At 34.9% G+C, this 19,336-nt stretch carries 14 protein-coding genes; 9 read left to right on the forward strand and 5 right to left on the reverse strand.

Annotated elements, in window-relative coordinates; translation table 11 throughout:
* Positions 1 to 51: 51 nt before the first annotated feature.
* Complete coding sequence (locus tag IC221_RS03045; RefSeq protein WP_169657760.1) at positions 52 to 198, forward strand: hypothetical protein; 147 nt, start codon at positions 52 to 54, stop codon at positions 196 to 198.
* A 96-nt stretch (positions 199 to 294) separates the two neighbouring features.
* Here IC221_RS03045 and IC221_RS03050 read toward each other — a convergent pair whose 3' ends face one another.
* On the reverse strand, positions 295 to 918 hold the full coding sequence (locus IC221_RS03050) for a response regulator transcription factor (protein ID WP_188167546.1): 624 nt from the start codon (positions 916 to 918) through the stop codon (positions 295 to 297).
* 223 nt (positions 919 to 1,141) lie between these two features.
* Positions 1,142 to 4,108 carry a sensor histidine kinase gene (locus tag IC221_RS03055; protein ID WP_188167547.1) on the reverse strand — a complete coding sequence of 989 codons (2,967 nt, stop codon included), beginning with the start codon at positions 4,106 to 4,108 and terminating at the stop codon, positions 1,142 to 1,144.
* 291 nt (positions 4,109 to 4,399) lie between these two features.
* Between IC221_RS03055 and IC221_RS03060 the strand changes: the two genes are divergently transcribed.
* A complete protein-coding gene (locus tag IC221_RS03060; protein WP_188167548.1) occupies positions 4,400 to 5,716 on the forward strand; it encodes an MFS transporter in 1,317 nt (438 codons plus the stop codon).
* Between the two features lie 132 nt (positions 5,717 to 5,848).
* Here the strand turns inward: IC221_RS03060 and IC221_RS03065 are convergent, their stop codons facing one another.
* Positions 5,849 to 7,468: a M43 family zinc metalloprotease gene (locus tag IC221_RS03065; protein ID WP_188167549.1), complete on the reverse strand. Its 1,620-nt coding sequence runs from the start codon at positions 7,466 to 7,468 to the stop codon at positions 5,849 to 5,851.
* A gap of 132 nt (positions 7,469 to 7,600) precedes the next feature.
* Here IC221_RS03065 and pyrH point away from each other — a divergent pair, with 132 nt between their 5' ends.
* The 4 genes from pyrH (at position 7,601) to IC221_RS03085 (ending at position 10,953) form a co-directional block, all read left to right on the forward strand.
* Positions 7,601 to 8,308: a UMP kinase gene (gene pyrH, locus IC221_RS03070; protein ID WP_188167550.1), complete on the forward strand. Its 708-nt coding sequence runs from the start codon at positions 7,601 to 7,603 to the stop codon at positions 8,306 to 8,308.
* An 84-nt stretch (positions 8,309 to 8,392) separates the two neighbouring features.
* Entirely contained in the window at positions 8,393 to 8,956 is a 564-nt protein-coding gene (gene frr, locus IC221_RS03075) for a ribosome recycling factor (RefSeq protein WP_062618432.1), read from the forward strand.
* Between the two features lie 278 nt (positions 8,957 to 9,234).
* A complete protein-coding gene (locus IC221_RS29845) occupies positions 9,235 to 9,642 on the forward strand; it encodes a MerC domain-containing protein (protein WP_188167551.1) in 408 nt (135 codons plus the stop codon).
* A gap of 162 nt (positions 9,643 to 9,804) precedes the next feature.
* Positions 9,805 to 10,953 carry an acyltransferase gene (locus IC221_RS03085; RefSeq protein WP_223241274.1) on the forward strand — a complete coding sequence of 383 codons (1,149 nt, stop codon included), beginning with the start codon at positions 9,805 to 9,807 and terminating at the stop codon, positions 10,951 to 10,953.
* Positions 10,954 to 11,220: 267 nt separating this feature from the next.
* Here IC221_RS03085 and pdxY read toward each other — a convergent pair whose 3' ends face one another.
* The gene (gene pdxY / locus IC221_RS03090; protein WP_188167552.1) at positions 11,221 to 12,075 is read right to left on the reverse strand and encodes a pyridoxal kinase PdxY; all 855 of its coding nucleotides are present in this window, start codon (positions 12,073 to 12,075) and stop codon (positions 11,221 to 11,223) included.
* Between the two features lie 393 nt (positions 12,076 to 12,468).
* Positions 12,469 to 13,707: a hypothetical protein gene (locus tag IC221_RS03095; protein ID WP_188167553.1), complete on the reverse strand. Its 1,239-nt coding sequence runs from the start codon at positions 13,705 to 13,707 to the stop codon at positions 12,469 to 12,471.
* Between the two features lie 151 nt (positions 13,708 to 13,858).
* Here IC221_RS03095 and IC221_RS03100 point away from each other — a divergent pair, with 151 nt between their 5' ends.
* From IC221_RS03100 to IC221_RS03110, 3 genes are all read left to right on the forward strand, one after another.
* Entirely contained in the window at positions 13,859 to 16,231 is a 2,373-nt protein-coding gene (locus IC221_RS03100) for a TonB-dependent receptor (protein WP_188167554.1), read from the forward strand.
* Positions 16,232 to 16,472: 241 nt separating this feature from the next.
* Positions 16,473 to 17,480, forward strand: a complete 1,008-nt coding sequence (locus IC221_RS03105) for a hypothetical protein (RefSeq protein ID WP_188167555.1) — start codon at positions 16,473 to 16,475, stop codon at positions 17,478 to 17,480.
* Positions 17,473 to 18,741: a cytosine permease gene (locus IC221_RS03110; protein WP_188167556.1), complete on the forward strand. Its 1,269-nt coding sequence runs from the start codon at positions 17,473 to 17,475 to the stop codon at positions 18,739 to 18,741. Before IC221_RS03105 ends, IC221_RS03110 begins: the two co-directional genes overlap by 8 nt.
* Positions 18,742 to 19,336: the final 595 nt, after the last annotated feature.

The following is a 19,336-nucleotide window of genomic DNA, read 5'->3' on the forward strand; positions in this document are numbered from 1 at the left end:
TTTCTAGGAATATGTCTTAATTTGATAATTGATATTTTATAAAATATAGTCATGGGATATACAAAACTTATCAGAAAAAGTAAAAGAAATAAAACGATTGCTAAAACTCGCGTTACAACAATCCAACGTTTAAGCGCTAAGCCAGTAATCAAGAAAGTAGACGTAGAAGCTATCAAAGCTGAGTTCGCTGCTAAGTAATTTCTTTTTACTTCGACTAAAAAAGGTCTGATGTTTCGCACATCAGACCTTTTTTTTCAAACAAAATATCAAATGGATTAACTCGCTTCAATTTTTTTAGATAAACCCTTCGCTTTTTGCTTTTGTAACAGCTTCAATTTTATTAGAAACCTGAAGCTTCAGATATATATTTTTGATATGAAATTTCACGGTATCTTTTGAAACCGAGATTTGATCTGCGATATCCATATAACTTTTTCCTTCTGCAAGTAGATTTAATACATCTGTTTCTCTACCAGTTAACGGCGATTCACTTTCTCTTCGGAAAGATTTCACAACCAACTTAGCGATGTGAGTAGACATAGGCGCTCCTCCGGCAGAAACCTCATCCAATGCTTTTAATAGCTGAGTATGATTACTGTTCTTTGTGATATAACCTGTTGCACCTGCGCACAATGCATCGAAAACATATTGGCTATTTTCGTGAACAGAAATAATTAAAATATCAGTTTTCGGTAATGATTGACGGATTTGTCGAGTACCTTCTATACCATTCATTCCAGGTAGGTCAATGTCCATTAGAACGATATCGGGCAAGTCTGATTTTAGGTTTGACAGAGCATCTTCACAGTTATCATAGGTATTGATAACAGAGTAATCATTTGTCTTTGTTTCAATTAGAAGTTTAAATGCTTCTTGGACATCTTTGTTATCTTCTACGATGATGATTTTTTTTCTCATGACATTATTTTAAGAAAAAAAAAGAGGCGAAACAATGTAGAATCACCTCTTTTTTAGTTTTCAACAATAAGAATGAGTTCCCCAACTCTATAGTTTGTAAGGATTAATTAGGAATTGTACTGCTTAACGATTCATTAATTTCAAAATTAAGCTTATTACTCATTTGTTGTACTACCCATAAGGGTAGTTTTAATTAGTAGTACAATCACTTTTGTGTTAAAATTTACTCCTCAAAATTGATATTAAACTGAATAATTATAGCCGTTCCTTTGCCAATATTTGACTCAATATTCAAAGTGGCAGTACCTAATTTATTGATCCTGGCTTTCATGTTTTTTAAGCCATTACCATTCTTTGTCATTTGCTCATCAGAAATACCTACACCATTATCTTTAATACTAAAGGTGACAATATTGTTTTTGATACTCAACGATAAATAGACATGAGTTGCATGTGCATATTTAGCAATATTGGTCATGGCTTCCTTAAAAATAAATACCAACTGTAAACTCCAGTTTTGTGGCAATAGCAGTTGATCATGACTTGCTATTTCTTTGTGTGTGTGGTACCTAATGTCTAAATCGTCGAAAAACTCTTCTCCGAAATCTTTTATATAATCGTATATTACACCTAACTCATCGTTTTGAGCATCAATAGACCATATAAAGTCTCTTGTACCGGTATATAGTTGTTTTGATTGTGTTTCTATTCGCGACAGAATTTTTTCAGTATCCTCATCTTTTCCCTTAATTTTCATAGCGGCCAAATCTGCCAATACCGTGATACTTGCCAGTTTATTCCCCATCTCATCATGAAAATCTTGTGCTATTTCTTTACGTACACGTGTTAACTTATCTTGTGCAGCGGTTTTTTGCTTCAAGATCTTTTTTAATTCTGAAGATTTTTCTTTTTCCTTCTTTACTAGAATGTTAGAGTAATACACAATTGAGATTAAGATGAGGATAATAATTCCACCTTTGAAAAGGAGGTATTCCCAAAAATACCCTTCAACTTCAAGTGATGCTTCTTGAGGGACTGACCATTCAGAACCTGTAGTTTTTCCACGAAGGTAAATTTTATAGTCTCCAGGTGGTTGGTTACTAATTGTAAGAGAATTTTGATAGGGGAAATCAATCCAGTCACTATTCTTTGATAATTTATATTGTAACCTCAGAGAACTCATTTCAGAGAGTGCACTCACATCAATCGGCAATTGTATAGCACCTAATTTACTGTGTGAATTGTACTTCTTTTGTTTCCATAAGGCAATAGGTGGAGTAATATTTTTGACTAAAGAACGGTTAGGCATATGAATTAGTCCTCTATGTGTTCCAATCCATAATCTATGACATTGTGATTCGAAAATTGTGGTAATTTGATCCGAAATTAGACCGGAAGACTCATCGAATTCCCGAATCAAAATGCCATCTTGTAAGACTGCTAGGCCATTCATAGACCCTACCCATAATTGTCCGAGGTGATCAAAGAAAAGTGTATTGCAATTCACCTTGTCGAGTGATTTAATCTTCTTGAGCTTAGCGGTTTCTATAGATTTATAATCAAGAATATATAGACCATCCGTAGTTGCTATCCATAAATATCCATTGGGGTCATCAAGATTAAAATCATTGATCCATTCCCATTCTTTAAAGATGGAATCCCATGACTTAATTAAGGTAAGTTTGTAGTTACCTGAATACTCATATAAAGAAATAGCTCCTTTGGTAGTTACCCACACTCTGTTTTCTTGGACGACAGCATTACTAAGATTCGGAATATCAATATTCCCTTTTGGGAAACTCCAAAACACTTTTTGAAGTTGATATTTGCCCACATCATTTTTTTGAAAAACCTTCAATGAATCCTCCTGCATAAACCAAAGTCCGCCTTTATTTCTGCCTACAAACTCTCCCCATAAAACAGGAATTTGTTCATTTTCATAAGCAAGGGTTCGGGTATAGGTAGAAAAGATCTTTAAACTATCTTCTTGGGAAATATGAATATCTTTAAAAGGAACGTTTTCATATATTGAAATAGCATCTTTCTCAAGGTCCGCAATATAAGATTTGGTAGTGGAAGAAAAGATGATTTTGGAAGAGTCTAATTGATTGATGGATAGGATATGTGGGCTTTCGATCTCTTCAATGTTTATGTATTTAAAATCTAAATTCTCAACCATATAAATACCATCACCTTGTGTGCTCAGCCAAATTCGATCTTGTGAGTCGACATAAATACCAGAAGAAGCAGATTTGATGCGTAGTTTCTTTTCTACAAAAAAGTAGGATTTTTTGGTGGGGTGAATAATGATGCATTGTTGGGTGTAAGGTTTAGGGTGAACTGCCGCTACAATGCTTCCATTATTCAGTTGATACATCTGACTTGGGTAACTGCTTTCGGGTATTTTGTAGGCATCTATAATACCTCCCTCTGGATTTAGTTTGTAAATCATACCCCTCGTACCTGCTAAAGCACCTCCATCCTTAGTTTTATTAAACCCAGAAATTACCTTATCGCCCAAAGATTGCTGGAAAAAATCATCCTTTAATGTAGCGTCTTCTATTATTTTTATCCCTTTAGACGCCAATCCAAACACCAGCATTTTATTTTGGTAACGAGCAAAACCTAGTGGAACGGTGTTCGTGTCAAAATTTAGAGGAGTAATGTTCTTTCTTAATTCTTTAGAGTAGGAAAGGGCCATCGTAGAATCGGAGGTGTAGAAATATAAACTTTTTGATTTCCTTGTTTTTTCGTTGAAATAAAAACTCCCATTCCATTGCCATCCATAAATATCATCTTTGATCCTTAATCCTCTGTGTAGTTTTTCAGCTCTCCCTTTTTGGAGGTAAGGATAAGTTTTGATCGAATCGGTGGTTTCATCATAGACATGTATACCGCCTCTCCATGTAAAAAGATAAAGAGAATCAGAGTAGTTTTCATTAAAACCAATTACGTAAGGAGACTTTAAACCATCTTTTATGGAGTAATTTTTAAAGGATTTTCCATCAAAAACAGAGAGCCCGTCATCGGTACCGATCCACAACTTTCCTTTATGTTCTTTCATAAGGAAAGTGTAATTATGAGCCAATCCATCCTTTTTGGTCCAGTGGTGCATAAACAGTTCCTGCCCATGGAGAGGAGTGGTCACAATAACGAAAAGTAGAAGGAATATTCGTTTAAAGTGGATCATTAATATGTTAAAAAAAATATTTTTCAAAGAAGTGATAGGACTGCAACCCGTTGTAATATAAAAAGATTTAATCGAATGAAATAATAATGCTCAAGATCATTAGTTTACGTGGCAGTGTTAAATATATTTGTTTAAGAAATGAAAATGAAAAATAGGTTGGAACAAAAATAAGTAGCAAGAAAGGTAAAATAATGATGATTTCATTGAGCTACCGACCCATTGTAAACAACACATCAACCTTTGTTCTTCCCTATGAATAACCTTTAAATAAAGCTACAAAAAAGTATTATTATGTTAGAAATACAAAAACAATTAAAATCTTCCTTTTTCGTACTCCTCAGTCTTCCCTCAACAGCGATGGGGTTTGCTCTATCTATTCAAATTGCCGCTCTTAGTTGGATTTTGAATACAAAATATGGGTTTGATATTCATGAAGTGGGAATTGTTTGGGCCGCTGGACCTATCGCCGGTATTATTGGACAGCCACTTGCAGGTTTAGCCTCAGATAAAGTATGGTTTTTGGGAGGAAGAAGAAGGCCCTTCATATTGATTGGTGGAGTATTAACTGCATTGATGCTATTGGCCCTACCGAATATTCATGTGATTTCAGATGCTTTAGGTTTTGAACCCACCAAAGCTGCTTCTGACCTTAGTGAAGGTCAATATCCAGCATCTATTTATGTGGCAATTGCAGTAGCTTTAGTATTAGATTTATCTATCAATATTAGCTTTAACCCTACTCGTTCAATTATTGCGGACGTAACGAATGAGAAAACGGTAACCAAAGGATACACATGGATGCAAACGATCTCAGGTACTTTTGGTGTATTAGCCTATTTCTTAGGTTCAACATTAGGAAATATCTCATTGATTTATGTAGGTGTCTTCTTAGTGTTTGTATTTTCTGTACTACCTGTTTTCTTTATTGAAGAGCCTAAAACATTAAATAGTGGGGAGGAAGAAGATACAGGATCTGGACGATCAGAAACAGATACAGTCGGTTTTATCAAAGTGTTGTTGGCACATGCACCAACATGGTTAGGTATTCAAACTATGTTTGTGTTTATGTTTGCTTATGTACAACAAGAATATCCTGATTTAGGAGATAAGGAAGTTGGCAGTGTGATTAACTGGTCCTTCTTAATTTTCAATGCAGTAGCAGCACTTTTACCTGCTTTAGTATTAGAGCCTATTACTAAAAAGATTGGTAGAGTAAAAACCCATGCCATTTGTATTGCAATTATGGCAGTAGGTTATGCAGGCATGATTGTAATGGGTAATAATTCAGTTTATATGATTTATACCATGATGGTAATCCTTGGTGTAGGTTGGGCAGCCACTGTATCATTACCTTTTGCTATTATGTCTGAGAAGGTAGCTAAAGCAAAAATGGGTTTCTATATGGGTATTTTTAACCTATCAGTAGTATTACCTCAGTTGGCTGTATCTGCATTCATTGGTAAAATTCTTTCTGAAGCAGAAGACAAAACATTGATGTTTTACATTGCGTCCATTGCATTAGCAATATCAGCTGTAGTTTGGATGACCGTAAAAGAATCGAAAAATACGGATGAGTCATCTTCAGTTCCTTCTGGAGGACATCACTAAAAATAGAGTCTATTGAGAGACAAAAAAGAGCTGGAACTTTTAAAATTCCAGCTCTTTTTTATTTGAGTAAGATGACATTCTTTATGAAATGTATCATTAAAAATAGCGTCCTATCCTCAAAAATGATCTACTTTATTTTTTGATACACCTTTGTGTGTAAGTGCCTTTATCTGATTTGAGTAACATAATGTACGTTCCTCTGGGTTGATCAGAAAGATCAATGCTTACAGGTGAATTTTTATCATAAATGAATTTTGTCAGTACTTTGCTTCCATGAATCGATAATACATCCAATACAGCATTTTGATTGATATATTCTGATGGTTCTAAAGTAAAAATACCATCCGAAGGATTAGGATACACTACAAAACTTGACGCTGTTGAAGGAGGACGTATACCTACTACTCCATCTTCAAAGCTGACATGATTGGATGAAAAGGAGAATGCATTTTCATTGATCATGTATACTCTGTAGGAAATTTTTTTACTGTTTTCAGATGGATCATAAAATGCGTTATAACTATTAGTACTGAGGCTTAAAGCGGGACTGATGACCTCAAAACCTTCATTTTCGACTTGTCTTTCAACAATAAATGCTGTTGCATCACTTTTATCAGATGTTTCCCAAGAAATGGTGTGGAAGCCATTTCCATTGGAAGCGGTAAGTTGAATGCTTCCTGAAGGAGCACCTGCATTAATAGTAGAGCGCTGAGGAGCATTTTCCATGATGACATCTACTCTTGATTTTTGGTCATAGCTAAACATTGTCATACAAGCGTCATCAGTATAATCCATGAAGTTTTGATATTGAGCCGATTCATATTTCTCTATCTCCTCCTCACACAAATATTTTGACACTGAAATCATATCATCACTGCAAATGGTACTATTAGCACTACTGCCATGATTTTTACTGATTTTTGGAGTATCATCACAAAAATCATCTTTAGAACAACTTTCAGAACCAATTCCCCAGATGTGTAAAATGCCAAGATAGTGGCCCAACTCGTGCGTTAATGTACGCCCTAAATCATAAGGTCCCTCCAAAAGCGGATACTCTTCAAACTCATTTGAACCAAAGAAAACAGTACTGATCACTACACCATCTAATTCAGGTCTAGCAATTTCACTAGAGATCAATTGATCCAACCCTGCTAAGTCGGGATAATCAGGGAAATAGGCGTATCCTAAATAAGTAGTGGAAAGAGGCAGCACCCATATATTGACATACTTATTGGGATCCCAAATATTATCATTAATAATTTGAGCAACTTCTGAATCTGAATAAAAACCCTTTGTTCCGGGGTTGCCAACAATTCTATTGACACCTGGTTCATCTATTTCATTACCATTGGGGTCGTAGATTGCCATTTTTAATTCTATGTTCAATACAGAAACATCAGATTTAAATTCAGCAAGGGTTTGAGTTTTATTGGTGTTTTCTGACAACAAATCCTTATTTGTAGCATTGATTTGAGACATCACTTGCTCATAACTGATATTGTTACCTGTATTAATTCCTTCACTGCTTTTATGCACAACATGCACTACAGTAGGTAGATTAAGTGTATTGGTTCTATAACTTTGTTTTATTTTTGCTTGTGATAAATAAGGGGTTGTTCTAAATTGTATAACAGGCTCATGCATACTACTCATACATCTTCTGACAGGTCTAGAATCCTGCGCATTTAAGGATGAAATGATGAGAAAAGTAGTATAAAAAGCCAGTTGAATTTTATTTATTGATAACATGTTTAAACAGGAAGTTGAATAAAAAATGCTAAAATATTGTCTTGCAATATGATAAGTTTTTACGAAAGGTACATATTTTCTCCCATCATTTGCATGACTTTTTTATATTTGCAAAACTTCAAATAGCCATATATGAAATATAAAAGAGTTCTTCTGAAATTGAGTGGCGAAGCCTTAATGGGTGAGCAACAGTATGGAATTGATCCAGCACGTTTGGTTCAATACGCACAAGAGATTAAAAAAGTAGTAGACCAAGAGGTCGAAGTAGCCATTGTTATCGGTGCAGGAAATATCTTCCGTGGTATGCAAGCCGACAAAATGGGAATTGACAGAGTTCAAGGTGACCACATGGGAATGTTAGCTACTGTGATTAACGGTATGGCTTTACAAAGTGCATTAGAAGGAGTGGGTGTTTACACTCGTCTGATGTCAGGAATTCAAATGGATCAGGTGTGTGAGCCTTTTATCCGTAGAAGAGCAGTAAGACACTTAGAAAAGAACAGAGTTGTGATTTTCGGTGCCGGTACTGGTAATCCTTACTTTACAACTGACTCAGCTGCTTCACTTAGAGCAATTGAAATTGACGCTGATGTAGTATTAAAAGGTACTCGTGTTGACGGTATTTATACAGCAGACCCAGAAAAAGATCCTACTGCTACTAAGATTCCACAATTATCTTTCGATGAAGCATTAAGCAAGAATCTTAAGATTATGGATTTAACAGCCTTTACTTTATGTAAAGAGAACAACCTTCCGATTGTAGTGTTTGATATGAACAAGCCGAACAACTTGTTTGAATTAATGTCAGGCGAACCAATTGGTACAGTTGTTTCAGAATAAGAAATAAATTAGAGCGTGTTTGTTACTTCATCGAAAGTAAGCAAACATGCTCTTGTTAAATAATCCCTTAAAAAAAATAGAAAAATGGAAGAGGAAATAGGAATGTACCTTGATGAGGCAAAAGATATGATGGACAAAGCCATCAGTCATACTGAACATGAATTACAAAAAATTCGTGCTGGTAAAGCTTCAGCTTCTATGTTGGACGGTCTTATGGTAAGCTATTATGGCGCTCCAACTCCTATTAACCAAGTGGCATCAGCAACTACGCCAGATGCTCACTCTGTAGTAATCAAGCCTTGGGAAAAAAATATGTTGGCTGAAATCGAAAAAGCCATCCGTGACTCAGACCTTGGTGTTAACCCAATCAACGATGGTGAGCAAGTTCGTATCAACATGCCTCCATTGACAGAAGAGCGTCGTCGTGAGCTTGTAAAGAAAGTAAAAGGCGAAATTGAAAAAGGTAAAATCAGTCTTCGTAACGCTCGTAAAGAGACAAACGATGGTTTGAAGAAGTTATTAAAAGATGGTGCTTCTGAAGATGCAATCAAAGATGCTGAAGCTTCAGTACAAGATCTTACAAATAAATATACTGCTAAGATTGATGCAATTTTCGTAGCAAAAGAAAAAGATATCATGACCGTATAATTAATACTGTTTTTATATCTATTGAAGAGAGTCATTTTATTGAAAAGTGACTCTCTTTTTTTATTCCTTCGATACAATAACCATCATTCAATCTAATGCTTAACATTCACATCAGTGGCCCTCCTCATCCACTAGTTTGTGCTATATAATTACAAATAATAGTGCTGTTATCGTTTGACTTATATGAATGAAGGTTAATATTTAAATGCGATAGCATTGCATCATTTGTTTTTTTCTTATTATTGTAACTAAATAATACAATTTCATTTTTAGAGCACATGAATTTATCAACTTATAAATCTGATGTTTTTGGAGCTGTCACAAGTTTTCTATGTTTGATTCACTGTGTGATAACACCTTTTATTTTTATTGTAGATAGTTGCAGTACTTCGGCAGATAGTTGTTGTGAAGCATCTCCTTCATGGTGGAGACAATTTGATTATTTGTTTCTAATCATTTCACTTATCGCAGTTGTACAATCGTATAGGTCAAGCCAAAATAAAATTGTCAAGTTTTTATTTGTATTAAGTTGGTCGTCTTTGTCTTTTGTTATTTTAAATGAAAATATGCATTGGCTTAGTCTTCATGAAAACACAATTTTATTTCCATCAATAGGGTTAATAGTTCTTCACCTTTATAATCAAAGAGATTTGAAATCTAGGGGAGAAGAGTGTTGTACAGTTTAATTTGAAAAAGAAGATATCACATAAAAAAGCCAACTATTTTTAATGAGTAGTTGGCTTTTCTTTGTTTAGGTACATTGTTGTGCTGTGCTGTGGTTTGTTTCTTAACATTTCTAACTATCAAGAACTTGAATTATGGAATAATGTATATTGTGAATTATTGAAATGAGCGACATTAACTACTACATCATGAATCAATCTTCTAATAAGCATTTCGAGATCTTAGACGGTCTAAGAGGAGTTGCGGCGGTAATCGTTGTGGCCTTCCATATTCTTGAAGCTTTCGCTTTAGGTAAAAGAAACGAACAAATTATCAATCACGGTTACTTAGCGGTAGACTTTTTCTTTGTGTTATCCGGCTTTGTCATAGGCTATGCTTATGATAATCGATGGGATAAAATGACGCTTTCGGGTTTCTTTAAAAGAAGAATTATCCGATTGCAGCCCATGGTGATTATTGGATCCATAGTAGGTGCGGTAACTTTTTATTTTCAAATATCACCTACCGTTTTTCCATTGATAGAAAATACACCGGTTACTAAAATGCTATTGGTGATGCTGATTGGTTTCACAATGATTCCAGTGGGAAAATCACTAGACATAAGAGGTTGGGGAGAAATGTACCCATTAAATGGTCCTGGTTGGACATTATTCTTTGAATACATTGCCTATACACTTTATGCTTTAATTCTTAGAAAATTACCTAATATCATATTAATAATATTAGCCGTAATTGCAGGGGCATTATTAATCCACTTTGCTGTAACAAATCCATTAGGAGTGATTGCAGGCGGTTGGTCATTAGATGGAGAGCAATTGAAAATTGGTTCATTGCGGTTAGCTTATCCTTTCCTTTCAGGACTATTGCTTTCAAGGTTTATGAAACCAAAGCATTATAAGCATTCGTTTTTAGTGACTTCAGCTTTAATGTTTACTGTCCTAGCTATTCCAAGTTTAGGATGGAAAGAGACAGCATGGATCAATGGTTTATATGAAGCATTAGTGATCATTATTGTATTTCCATTGATTGTTTACATTGGAGCAAATGGTATAATCGAAAGTCCTAAAACTAAAAAGTTAGCAAAATTCTTAGGCGATATTTCTTATCCGATTTACATCACACATTATCCATTAATTTATATCTACACAAAATGGGTAGTTGATGAAGTGTTGTCTGGAAAAACTTCTTACACAATGGCCGCAGTTTGGGGAGTAGCTGTATTTGGTGGCTCTATCTTGATGTCATACATTTTCGTCAGATTCTATGATGAACCAGTAAGAAAGTGGTTAACCAAGAAGTTTTTGAGAAGTTAATCTGAATTTTAAGGCTTTTTCAAAAAAACTGAATGCTAGCGCAAGTGTTTAGCGAAGCGCCACTTGTGCTTACGAATGTTATAAGTCTGAAGACTTATAGAAATATCATAAAGGGCCAAAAGTCTACAGACTTTTTCCAGTTATCAGGTCCAAGTCACGCTTTTAGCTTAAGACTTGAACCAGTTTAGAAGTTAATCTGAATTTATAGATGAATAAAAAAATGGAGATTGTACAACATTAGTATAATCTCCATTTTTATTTATAAATCTATAATTGAATCGCCTCAAACAATATACTATTAGGCTCAAAGAATTTCCTACTTCCAATCAAATCCAATTCAAGCCTTTTCTTTTCAGCGGTAGCTTGAATAAGTTGATACATACTGCTGATCGTTCTTTCCAAAGCTTTATTGGCAGGGAAACCATTCAGAATATTCGCTAATGTCAAAGCAGCAAATAAATCCCCCGTTCCATATACTTCACCCATTTCTATGATAGGGTTATGAATGATAAAATGGTTTTTGCCATCAAATAATAAAACAGTCAGATGCCCCGAAGGTGTTTCTTCAATTTTTAAAGAAGTTAAGTAAACTAATTTTGGACCTTTCGCATGTAAAAGTCGAGCAACCTGCTTCGCATCATCAAGCGTTTTGATCTTTTGATCACTCAAATATTCTGATTCAAACTGATTAGGAGTGATAATATCCGCTACTTCAATAATCTTGTTCTTATAAAGAGGTGGAACTTCCTCACTAATATAGAAACCGGCTTCCACATCACCCATCACCGTATCACAACAGAACAACGCATCAGGATTTTCTTTTTTAATATCAGCAACAATCTCATATACAATATTACCCGTATCCTTGCTTCCGAGATAGCCAGCCAATATTGCATCACATGAAGATTTTGGTGTATGTCTAAATACTCCTTCTAATACACTCCTTAAATGTTCCCCTGAAAATACATCCCCTTTCCATCCATCATATTGGGTATGTCCAGAAAATTGAACAGTATTCAACGGCCAAACTTCAAACCCTGAATATTGTAATGGAAAGACTGCAGCGGAGTTTCCCACATGTCCGTACGTAACGTGTGATTGTATTGATAAAATATTTTTCATTTCAAATAAATGGGTGCTAGTGAAAATAGGATATGTAAATTTAAAACAAAAATAGAAGAGGTATGTTGTAAACTTAATTCGGACTACTTTCAAGCTTCTTTCTTCTTCATTTTTCCATTGATGAAAAACGAAGCAAAAAATCTAGGCTATGAAGTCAAAAGCTAAATTCCATTTCATTCGCCTAAATGATTTTAAACTCGATCAAAACTACGTCGTTTTGAGATGCTCAAACAGCAAAATCATTTTTAACGGCTCACTCTATGAAATTCTTAACGCTTTTCCCTTCAATGCCGATGAGTGTACTAATAAATGAATGACATCATTGCAATACCTTTTGTAGGGATGTTGGATTGCAATGTCCATGCGAACCACTTAATAATCATTTAAGTTGAATTAGTTGATACTTTTTACAATCATCACCTTCCCATTTATTAATTTTCCCTCATGATCCATCCCACTAAACACCCCCTCAAAAGGCTCATCAAGCTGATTGAGATAAAAGCTTTTAAAGAAAATTTCACCACTGAGTACTTTTGAAAGGCCAAGCAATTGAAAACTAAAATGTACCACTGAACCATTTTGAATTATATCAATGTCGTCTTTCTTGAAAATACATCCTTCTGTAGCAGAACTGATTTTATAAGTGATGGGATCAATGTTGAATTGAAGATCAGCAGTATCATTTTCAGCATAAGAGAAATTGATCTGATAACTGCCTGTTAGCTTTTCATAAGTAGAAGCAAAGGGACTTTTAGAAGAAATTTCAAGTGATGAATTCGGAACTCTACCATTGTTCATGATCAATTGATTTCTGATTTCTTGAATAATATAATTCGGGATTTCCCTTTTCAAGGAAGCCTCAATCATTTCATCTTTAGAATCATATTTCTCAAAAATCAATTTTCCAGCAATCACACGGTTATAAATATCAAAAGCATTATACGTACCGATCAAAAAAGGACTGCTGTTTGGTTCGATATGACCTGCATACAATATATCCTCACCGCTATCCACCAATTTATTATCCATCAGTGTTTTCGTTCGGATATGAATTATATCTACCCTTTTTGTCAGTTGTCCTTGATAATGAAATTCTTTGTAAGTCCCATCATTTTGATGGTAGATGTACTTGTACTTTACATTTTTCCAATCATTATAAATCTCAACTTGACCTTTGATTACCTGTTTATTTTCCCCGAAATGATAAGAAATGTAATAGCTGTTTTCAACATTCTGTTTTAGAGTGAGCCATTCTAACTGTTTTTCCTTCTCTTCAGCACCCTCAATCTCATTATCAATGAAGTCATAAAAATCTTGATAGCCGATATAGTTCACCATCAACTGACTATAATAACTATTGATTTTGATTTGAATCTTTCCACTTTCCAGTGCTCTGTTTTTATCATATAAGTACTTTCCATTGACAAAATCGCCGGATTGCTTTTCGAAATCACTTTTCAGGTTGGGTTCATTAGGATCGTAATTACCAAACCCATAAAGTTGGGTGACTCTTTTCGGGGTGTATTGATTATGATTTAAAGTAAATTGCTGAATGACCAATTTGATGAGTTGTTCAAAGCAATGAGAAGTATATCGAATACTGTTGATGTCTTGGTTTTTCGCTTTTTCCATTATTTTCCTAAAGATTATATCGGAATTCAAAAATAAATAATTAGGAATTGTAAAGAAACAATAAAACGGAGGATAAAGGTATAATTACAAAAGTTATTTCATTGTCCATTTCACTGAACTAACGTTACTCATCACTTTCAAGACAATCATTATGCAAAAAATTCAATTAATACTTTTACTAGTCTTTTTTACTACTACCTCTGTTTTTTCGCAAAATATTATCATAAAGGGTACAATTACTTCTGCTGATAATCAAGAATTAATAGGAGCGACAGTAATACAGAAAGGCACGACTTCAGGAACTGTAACGGATTTTAATGGAAATTTTGAAATCATCGTTCCAGAAAAATCGACACTTGTGATTTCATATACAGGATTCATCACTCAAGAAATTGAAGTCGTAAATCAGAATAAATTAGAAATCGTTTTAGAAGAAGATGCTCAACAATTGGAAGAAGTGAATGTTGTAGGCTTTATGGGAGTTGTGGGTAAATCGAGAAGAAGAACCGAATCCATTCAGGTCATTCCAGAATCAGTACAGGCACTTAATTCAGAAGGAATCAAAAATGCAGGCATTACCGATTTGAGTGCTTTTGCTACGTTGGTACCGAATATGAAATTCAATACCTCTCAAGCAGTAGGCAACAACTTCATTTCTGTACGTGGTATTCCTCAGTTGAGAGGAGGAGACGCACCGGTTGCTTTCGTGATTGATGGAGTAACAGTCGCTGATCCAAGTTTATTGAATCAAGAATTGTATGATTTGGCGTTGGTGGAAGTGGTAAAAGGACCTCAAGGTGCTTTGTATGGTAAAAATGCGATTGGTGGAGCGATCAATATTTATACGCAAGAACCTACAAATACGATGAGTAATAAATTGAAAGTAGGTTACGCTAACGGAAATGCTAAAACAGGACAATTTGTATCTTCAGGAGCTATCGTAGATGATAAACTATATTATAGGTTTTCTACTCAATACAAAGATTCAGATGGTTTATTGATGAATGATTATTTGAATGAATATGTCGATTTCAGAAAGGATTTTAATATTAGAGGTCAGTTGAAAGCGGATTTGACTGATCGTTTAAGTGTTTCTGTAGCGTATCAGCATTTTAATTTGGAAGGTGGTGCCGCTTATTATTCAGTGAACCCAACAGGTTATGAAGTAGATGGTGTGCAAGAGCCAGGTGGAGTATTGGACCCTAATCCAAAAGAAGGAAATAATACAATTGTGAGTGATGTACTTGGGCAATCAAGTATGATCAACCACAATGGAAATATGAAGATCAATTACAGAGCAGATCATTTCAATATTCAAAGTATCACTTCATTCAATCAAGTAGACAGAAAAACATACGGCGATCTTGATTTCTTACCTTATGATGACTTTACACAAAATGAAGTAACTTCTTCAACAACTTTCAATCAAGAAATCAGAATTGAGAATAGAAACAACGCTTCAAAATTGGATTGGAGTTTTGGAGGATTTTTCCAGATTGTAGACGAACCTTTTTATCAAGATGGATTAGTCAGAGATTATGATACTTGGGAACAGTTTAATGTTGTTGCCGCTGACCTGACCAACGTAACGCAAACTGTAGCTTTATTCGGATTTTTAGATTATAAAATCACAAACAAATTAACAGCTTCAGTAGGCTTCAGATTTGATATTGACAACTTTGAACAAGATGACCGATTGAATGACGTAAAATCATCAAGATCAAATAACGTTTTCCAACCGAAAGCCTCATTATCTTATCAAGCCAAAGAAAATATCCTACTATTTGCCAATTATGGAAAAGGATACCGTACAGGCGGATTCAACCCGGCAGTGACGAACTTATTCAATAAAGACTTTAAAGACGAGTTGACGGATAACTATGAATTTGGTTTTAAAACATCCGCTTGGAATGAAAGAATCATCATCAACGGTTCTGCTTTCTATACAGACTTCACCAATCAACAACAGTTCATTTTAGACTTGACTGATTTTTATGGAGGTATTTATAACTATGATAAAAGCCGTGTGATTGGTTTTGAAGTAGATACCAAATTCCGCTTGAGCAAGTATCTTGATTTAGGATTTAACTATGGTATGTCAGACTCTGAGATCATAGAAGGAGGAACAACAGGTGGAGAAAACTCTGATGTGACAGACAATAGTAAATACAATGGAAATAAAACACCATTCGTTCCGGTAAGCAATTTTGGTGTAAACCTTTCGTCTTCATTCAAAATCACAAAAGAAATGAGGTTCAATGGGTTCATCAATTTAAACCATACTGGAAAAACGTACTGGCATGAAAGCAACCTAGAAGAACATACTTCAGATGCTTATAACCTATTGAATGCAAGATTCTCAGTGAGCTACAAAATGTTTGAATTTGAGGTGTGGGGCAATAACATCATGAATCAACAATACTATCAGGAATTTTCTCCGGGACAATTTGTGGGTAGCCCTGATGATGTAGCGTGGAGAGGTCAGCCAAGATCTTTCGGAACAGCAATGACATTTAGATTTTAAGAATTAAATAATAAAAGGTGAGAATATAAGTACAAGGACAGAAGAAAAGACATCATGGTAGAGTATCCTTTATTTTGGATACCGTTGTAGGGACGTTGCATTGCAACGTCCGCCGAACCACAACAAGAACCATATTTTTTCATCTTCTTTTGTCCTTGTATTTAGAACAAATTTCACCTCATAAAGTAGTACAATTTTGGATTACAGATATCAGAAGTTTTGTGAGACCCTTATTCAAACCATGTTTAAGGTGCAAGAAGGGGAGATTGTCGCATTGACTGCCGATTCCGGTTCAGATATGGAATTGGTCAATGCATTGGCAAAAGAAGTAGAAAGTTTGAAAGCAAAGCCATTGGTGTTGATCGTGCCTCAGGCAAAATACGATGGGCAGGATGGAATGAAATATTGGCCTCATGAAGCCTTGACCCCGGCGTTGTGTAATGTAGATGTGTGGATTGATTTACAATCTATCGTCATGTTGTATTCTGATATTTGGGAGACCACAATGGCTCAAAATAAGAAATTACGCTACCTGATTATAGGAGATAGTCCTATTGACTCTCTGCTAAGGATTTTTACTCACTTTGATATTCCGACCTTAAAACACCTTTTAAATGAGGTGTTGGACTTAGCCAAAAGGAGCAAGACCATTCACATTTCAAGTGCCAATGGTACAGATGTGAAATACGACATTGATTTGTCATATGCTTTTGACATTGATGATGGTGACTACTCTAACCCCATTTTCGGTACTGCTCCTGGCTATGTCAATATTGTTCCCAAACTGAAAAGTATGGAAGGGAAGATCGTTTTTGATACTTTAATGAATGCGGACCTTTCAGGAGAAAACCGAGTGGAGTTTGTGATGGAAGAAGGGACTATTGTAAAAATTGAAGGCAATAAAGAAGCGGATCAATTTAAAGAATACATTTCTTCATTCAAGGATGAAAACATGTACAAGATTTCCCACAATATGATCGGTTTGAATCCAGGCGTAACAACATTATCAGGTGACATCGTTGAAGATGAAAGAGTATGGGGAGGTGTTGATTTCGGATTCGGTTACACTAGCCCGATGGACATGCCACCACATGGTCAAGAGGCCGCTTCTCATTTTGATGGAATTGTAGAAAAAGTAACGATTAAGTTTGACGAGACCTTGATCATCGAAGACGGAGAAGTATGTTTATCAAGTTTATTACCTTTGGCGGACAAACTAAAACAAACAGACCAACAAACCTATGAGTGATCAGAATCAGTATACAACTTCCAAGGTAGAAGCGAAGGACTTTATGAGTGGGTGGGCAATTGCCCTCATCATAGCAGGGACGGGAGTGAGCTTACCCATTTTATATTTAGGGTCTGAAATTACATTAGAGGCAGGGTTTGAAAATGCACTTTACGCATTTGGTGTTTCTACATTGGTCCTTACTGTATTGAGCTTTTGTACCACGCTTATCGGTAACAGAAGCCGTCTTTCTACTTATATGATTTTGAGTTTTCCCTTTGGAATAAAAGGAGTAAAGCTTATTAATCTAATGATAGGAATTTGCTTGTTAGGTTGGTATGCAGTGGCGTTAGAATTACTCGCTGAAGCCATTAACGATACCACACTTTCTTTATTTGAATTTCAAACTCCCTTTTGGTTGGTCATATTTGGTAGCAGTATAATCATCACTTTAAGTACCATGTATGGGATAAAAAGTTTAGAAAGACTCGCTAATTACTTTGTGCCATTTCTATTGTTATTTTTAATATGCGTTATGTTTTATTCCTTTGATGAAAACATGACATGGAATAAGATTCTATACTTTACACCAAACTTACCCACCCTTTCCACTTTCGAGGCGACTTCTATTTTAATAGGCTCATCCATATTATTACCCGTATTAATGGCAGATTTTTCAAGATTTGTCCATAATGATAAGCATAGTTTGATATCCGTATTAGGGGTGACACTCGGATTTCCATTAGTATTATTAATTAGTGCAATCCTTGCTATAACTACAGGAGAGAAAGATATCATGAAAATGATGCAGATGATGGGATTGATTTTACCAGCATTTGTTTTACTTTTTATCACCACTTGGGTGACCAATGCTACAAACCTTTATTCAGTCGTGTTGACTTTTTCTACAATATCAGAAAAGTTTTCCTTCAAAAAGCTTTGTATCGTCACAAGCTTATTAGGAACATTATTGGCATTAGGCCGATTTTCAGATCACTTATTTGACTTTCTTTCTCTGCTAGGAGTATTCACCCCATCTGTTTCTGCAATCTATATCATAGACTTTTTCCTGCTCAAAAAACAGAATTACCAACTGGAAGATAGATCACAATGGGGGATATTAGCATTAACAGCATGGTTGGTCAGTAGTGTGATTTCTCTTTTAAGCTACTACGAAATCATCACCATCACGTCTATTTACTTCTTTGATTCATTAATTATAGCAGGCTTGATATATTTTTTTGGATCAAAGTATATCAATCATAATCAAGAGAGAATCTAGTTAATCCGTTGTTGATTAATATGTTATCCTGTATGAGGTGTTACATTCCTTTTTGATGATGGATTTATTTGCGTTTATTTAATGTAATTTTCCATAGAATATATTGCATTTAAAAAACATCCTATTACCTTTGCACTCCCTTCAGCAAACGGCTGAGGAAAAAACATGATGTAAAAGAAGACTTTTGAGAGGCATAATAATTTGTTTCTAAGTTGATTAAAGCAATGAAAAATTAAGTTTCTAAATAAAACAAAATAAGCATTGCAAATTAAATTTCTCTTCTTACCTTTGCACTCGCCTTTAACGAAAGGCATTTAAAACTTCTCTTTTGAAGTGATAAATAATGAGTGTTGAGAGTTGAAAAAATCAACGAAAAAAACTTCAAAAATTTTCAAAAAAAGATTTGGAAGTTAAAATAAAAAGTTCTTACCTTTGCACTCGCTTCTGGAAAACGAAGCAGCTTTAAACAACGGTTTAAGGCGGGTAAAAATCTGGAAAACAGATCATTGAACTACGGTTCAAACGTTCTTTTGATGTAATGAAAAAGTAATTATAAGATCAGCGAAAGCGGATCCCAATTACAGTTAATTCTTTT

The sequence above is a fragment of the Flammeovirga sp. EKP202 genome (genome assembly GCF_014534745.1).
GTDB lineage: Bacteria > Bacteroidota > Bacteroidia > Cytophagales > Flammeovirgaceae > Flammeovirga.

Excerpts from the sequence above, each read along its gene's own strand:
- IC221_RS29845 (WP_188167551.1), top strand. The coding sequence starts at position 9,235 with ATGAATTTATCAACTTATAAATCTGATGTTTTTGGAGCTGTCACAAGT.
- IC221_RS03100 (WP_188167554.1), top strand. The coding sequence starts at position 13,859 with ATGCAAAAAATTCAATTAATACTTTTACTAGTCTTTTTTACTACTACC.
- pdxY (WP_188167552.1), bottom strand. The coding sequence starts at position 12,075 with ATGAAAAATATTTTATCAATACAATCACACGTTACGTACGGACATGTG.
- IC221_RS03095 (WP_188167553.1), bottom strand. The coding sequence starts at position 13,707 with ATGGAAAAAGCGAAAAACCAAGACATCAACAGTATTCGATATACTTCT.
- IC221_RS03110 (WP_188167556.1), top strand. The coding sequence starts at position 17,473 with ATGAGTGATCAGAATCAGTATACAACTTCCAAGGTAGAAGCGAAGGAC.
- IC221_RS03055 (WP_188167547.1), bottom strand. The coding sequence starts at position 4,108 with ATGATCCACTTTAAACGAATATTCCTTCTACTTTTCGTTATTGTGACC.
- IC221_RS03045 (WP_169657760.1), top strand. The coding sequence starts at position 52 with ATGGGATATACAAAACTTATCAGAAAAAGTAAAAGAAATAAAACGATT.
- frr (WP_062618432.1), top strand. The coding sequence starts at position 8,393 with ATGGAAGAGGAAATAGGAATGTACCTTGATGAGGCAAAAGATATGATG.
- IC221_RS03060 (WP_188167548.1), top strand. The coding sequence starts at position 4,400 with ATGTTAGAAATACAAAAACAATTAAAATCTTCCTTTTTCGTACTCCTC.
- IC221_RS03105 (WP_188167555.1), top strand. The coding sequence starts at position 16,473 with ATGTTTAAGGTGCAAGAAGGGGAGATTGTCGCATTGACTGCCGATTCC.
- IC221_RS03085 (WP_223241274.1), top strand. The coding sequence starts at position 9,805 with ATGAGCGACATTAACTACTACATCATGAATCAATCTTCTAATAAGCAT.
- pyrH (WP_188167550.1), top strand. The coding sequence starts at position 7,601 with ATGAAATATAAAAGAGTTCTTCTGAAATTGAGTGGCGAAGCCTTAATG.
- IC221_RS03050 (WP_188167546.1), bottom strand. The coding sequence starts at position 918 with ATGAGAAAAAAAATCATCATCGTAGAAGATAACAAAGATGTCCAAGAA.
- IC221_RS03065 (WP_188167549.1), bottom strand. The coding sequence starts at position 7,468 with ATGTTATCAATAAATAAAATTCAACTGGCTTTTTATACTACTTTTCTC.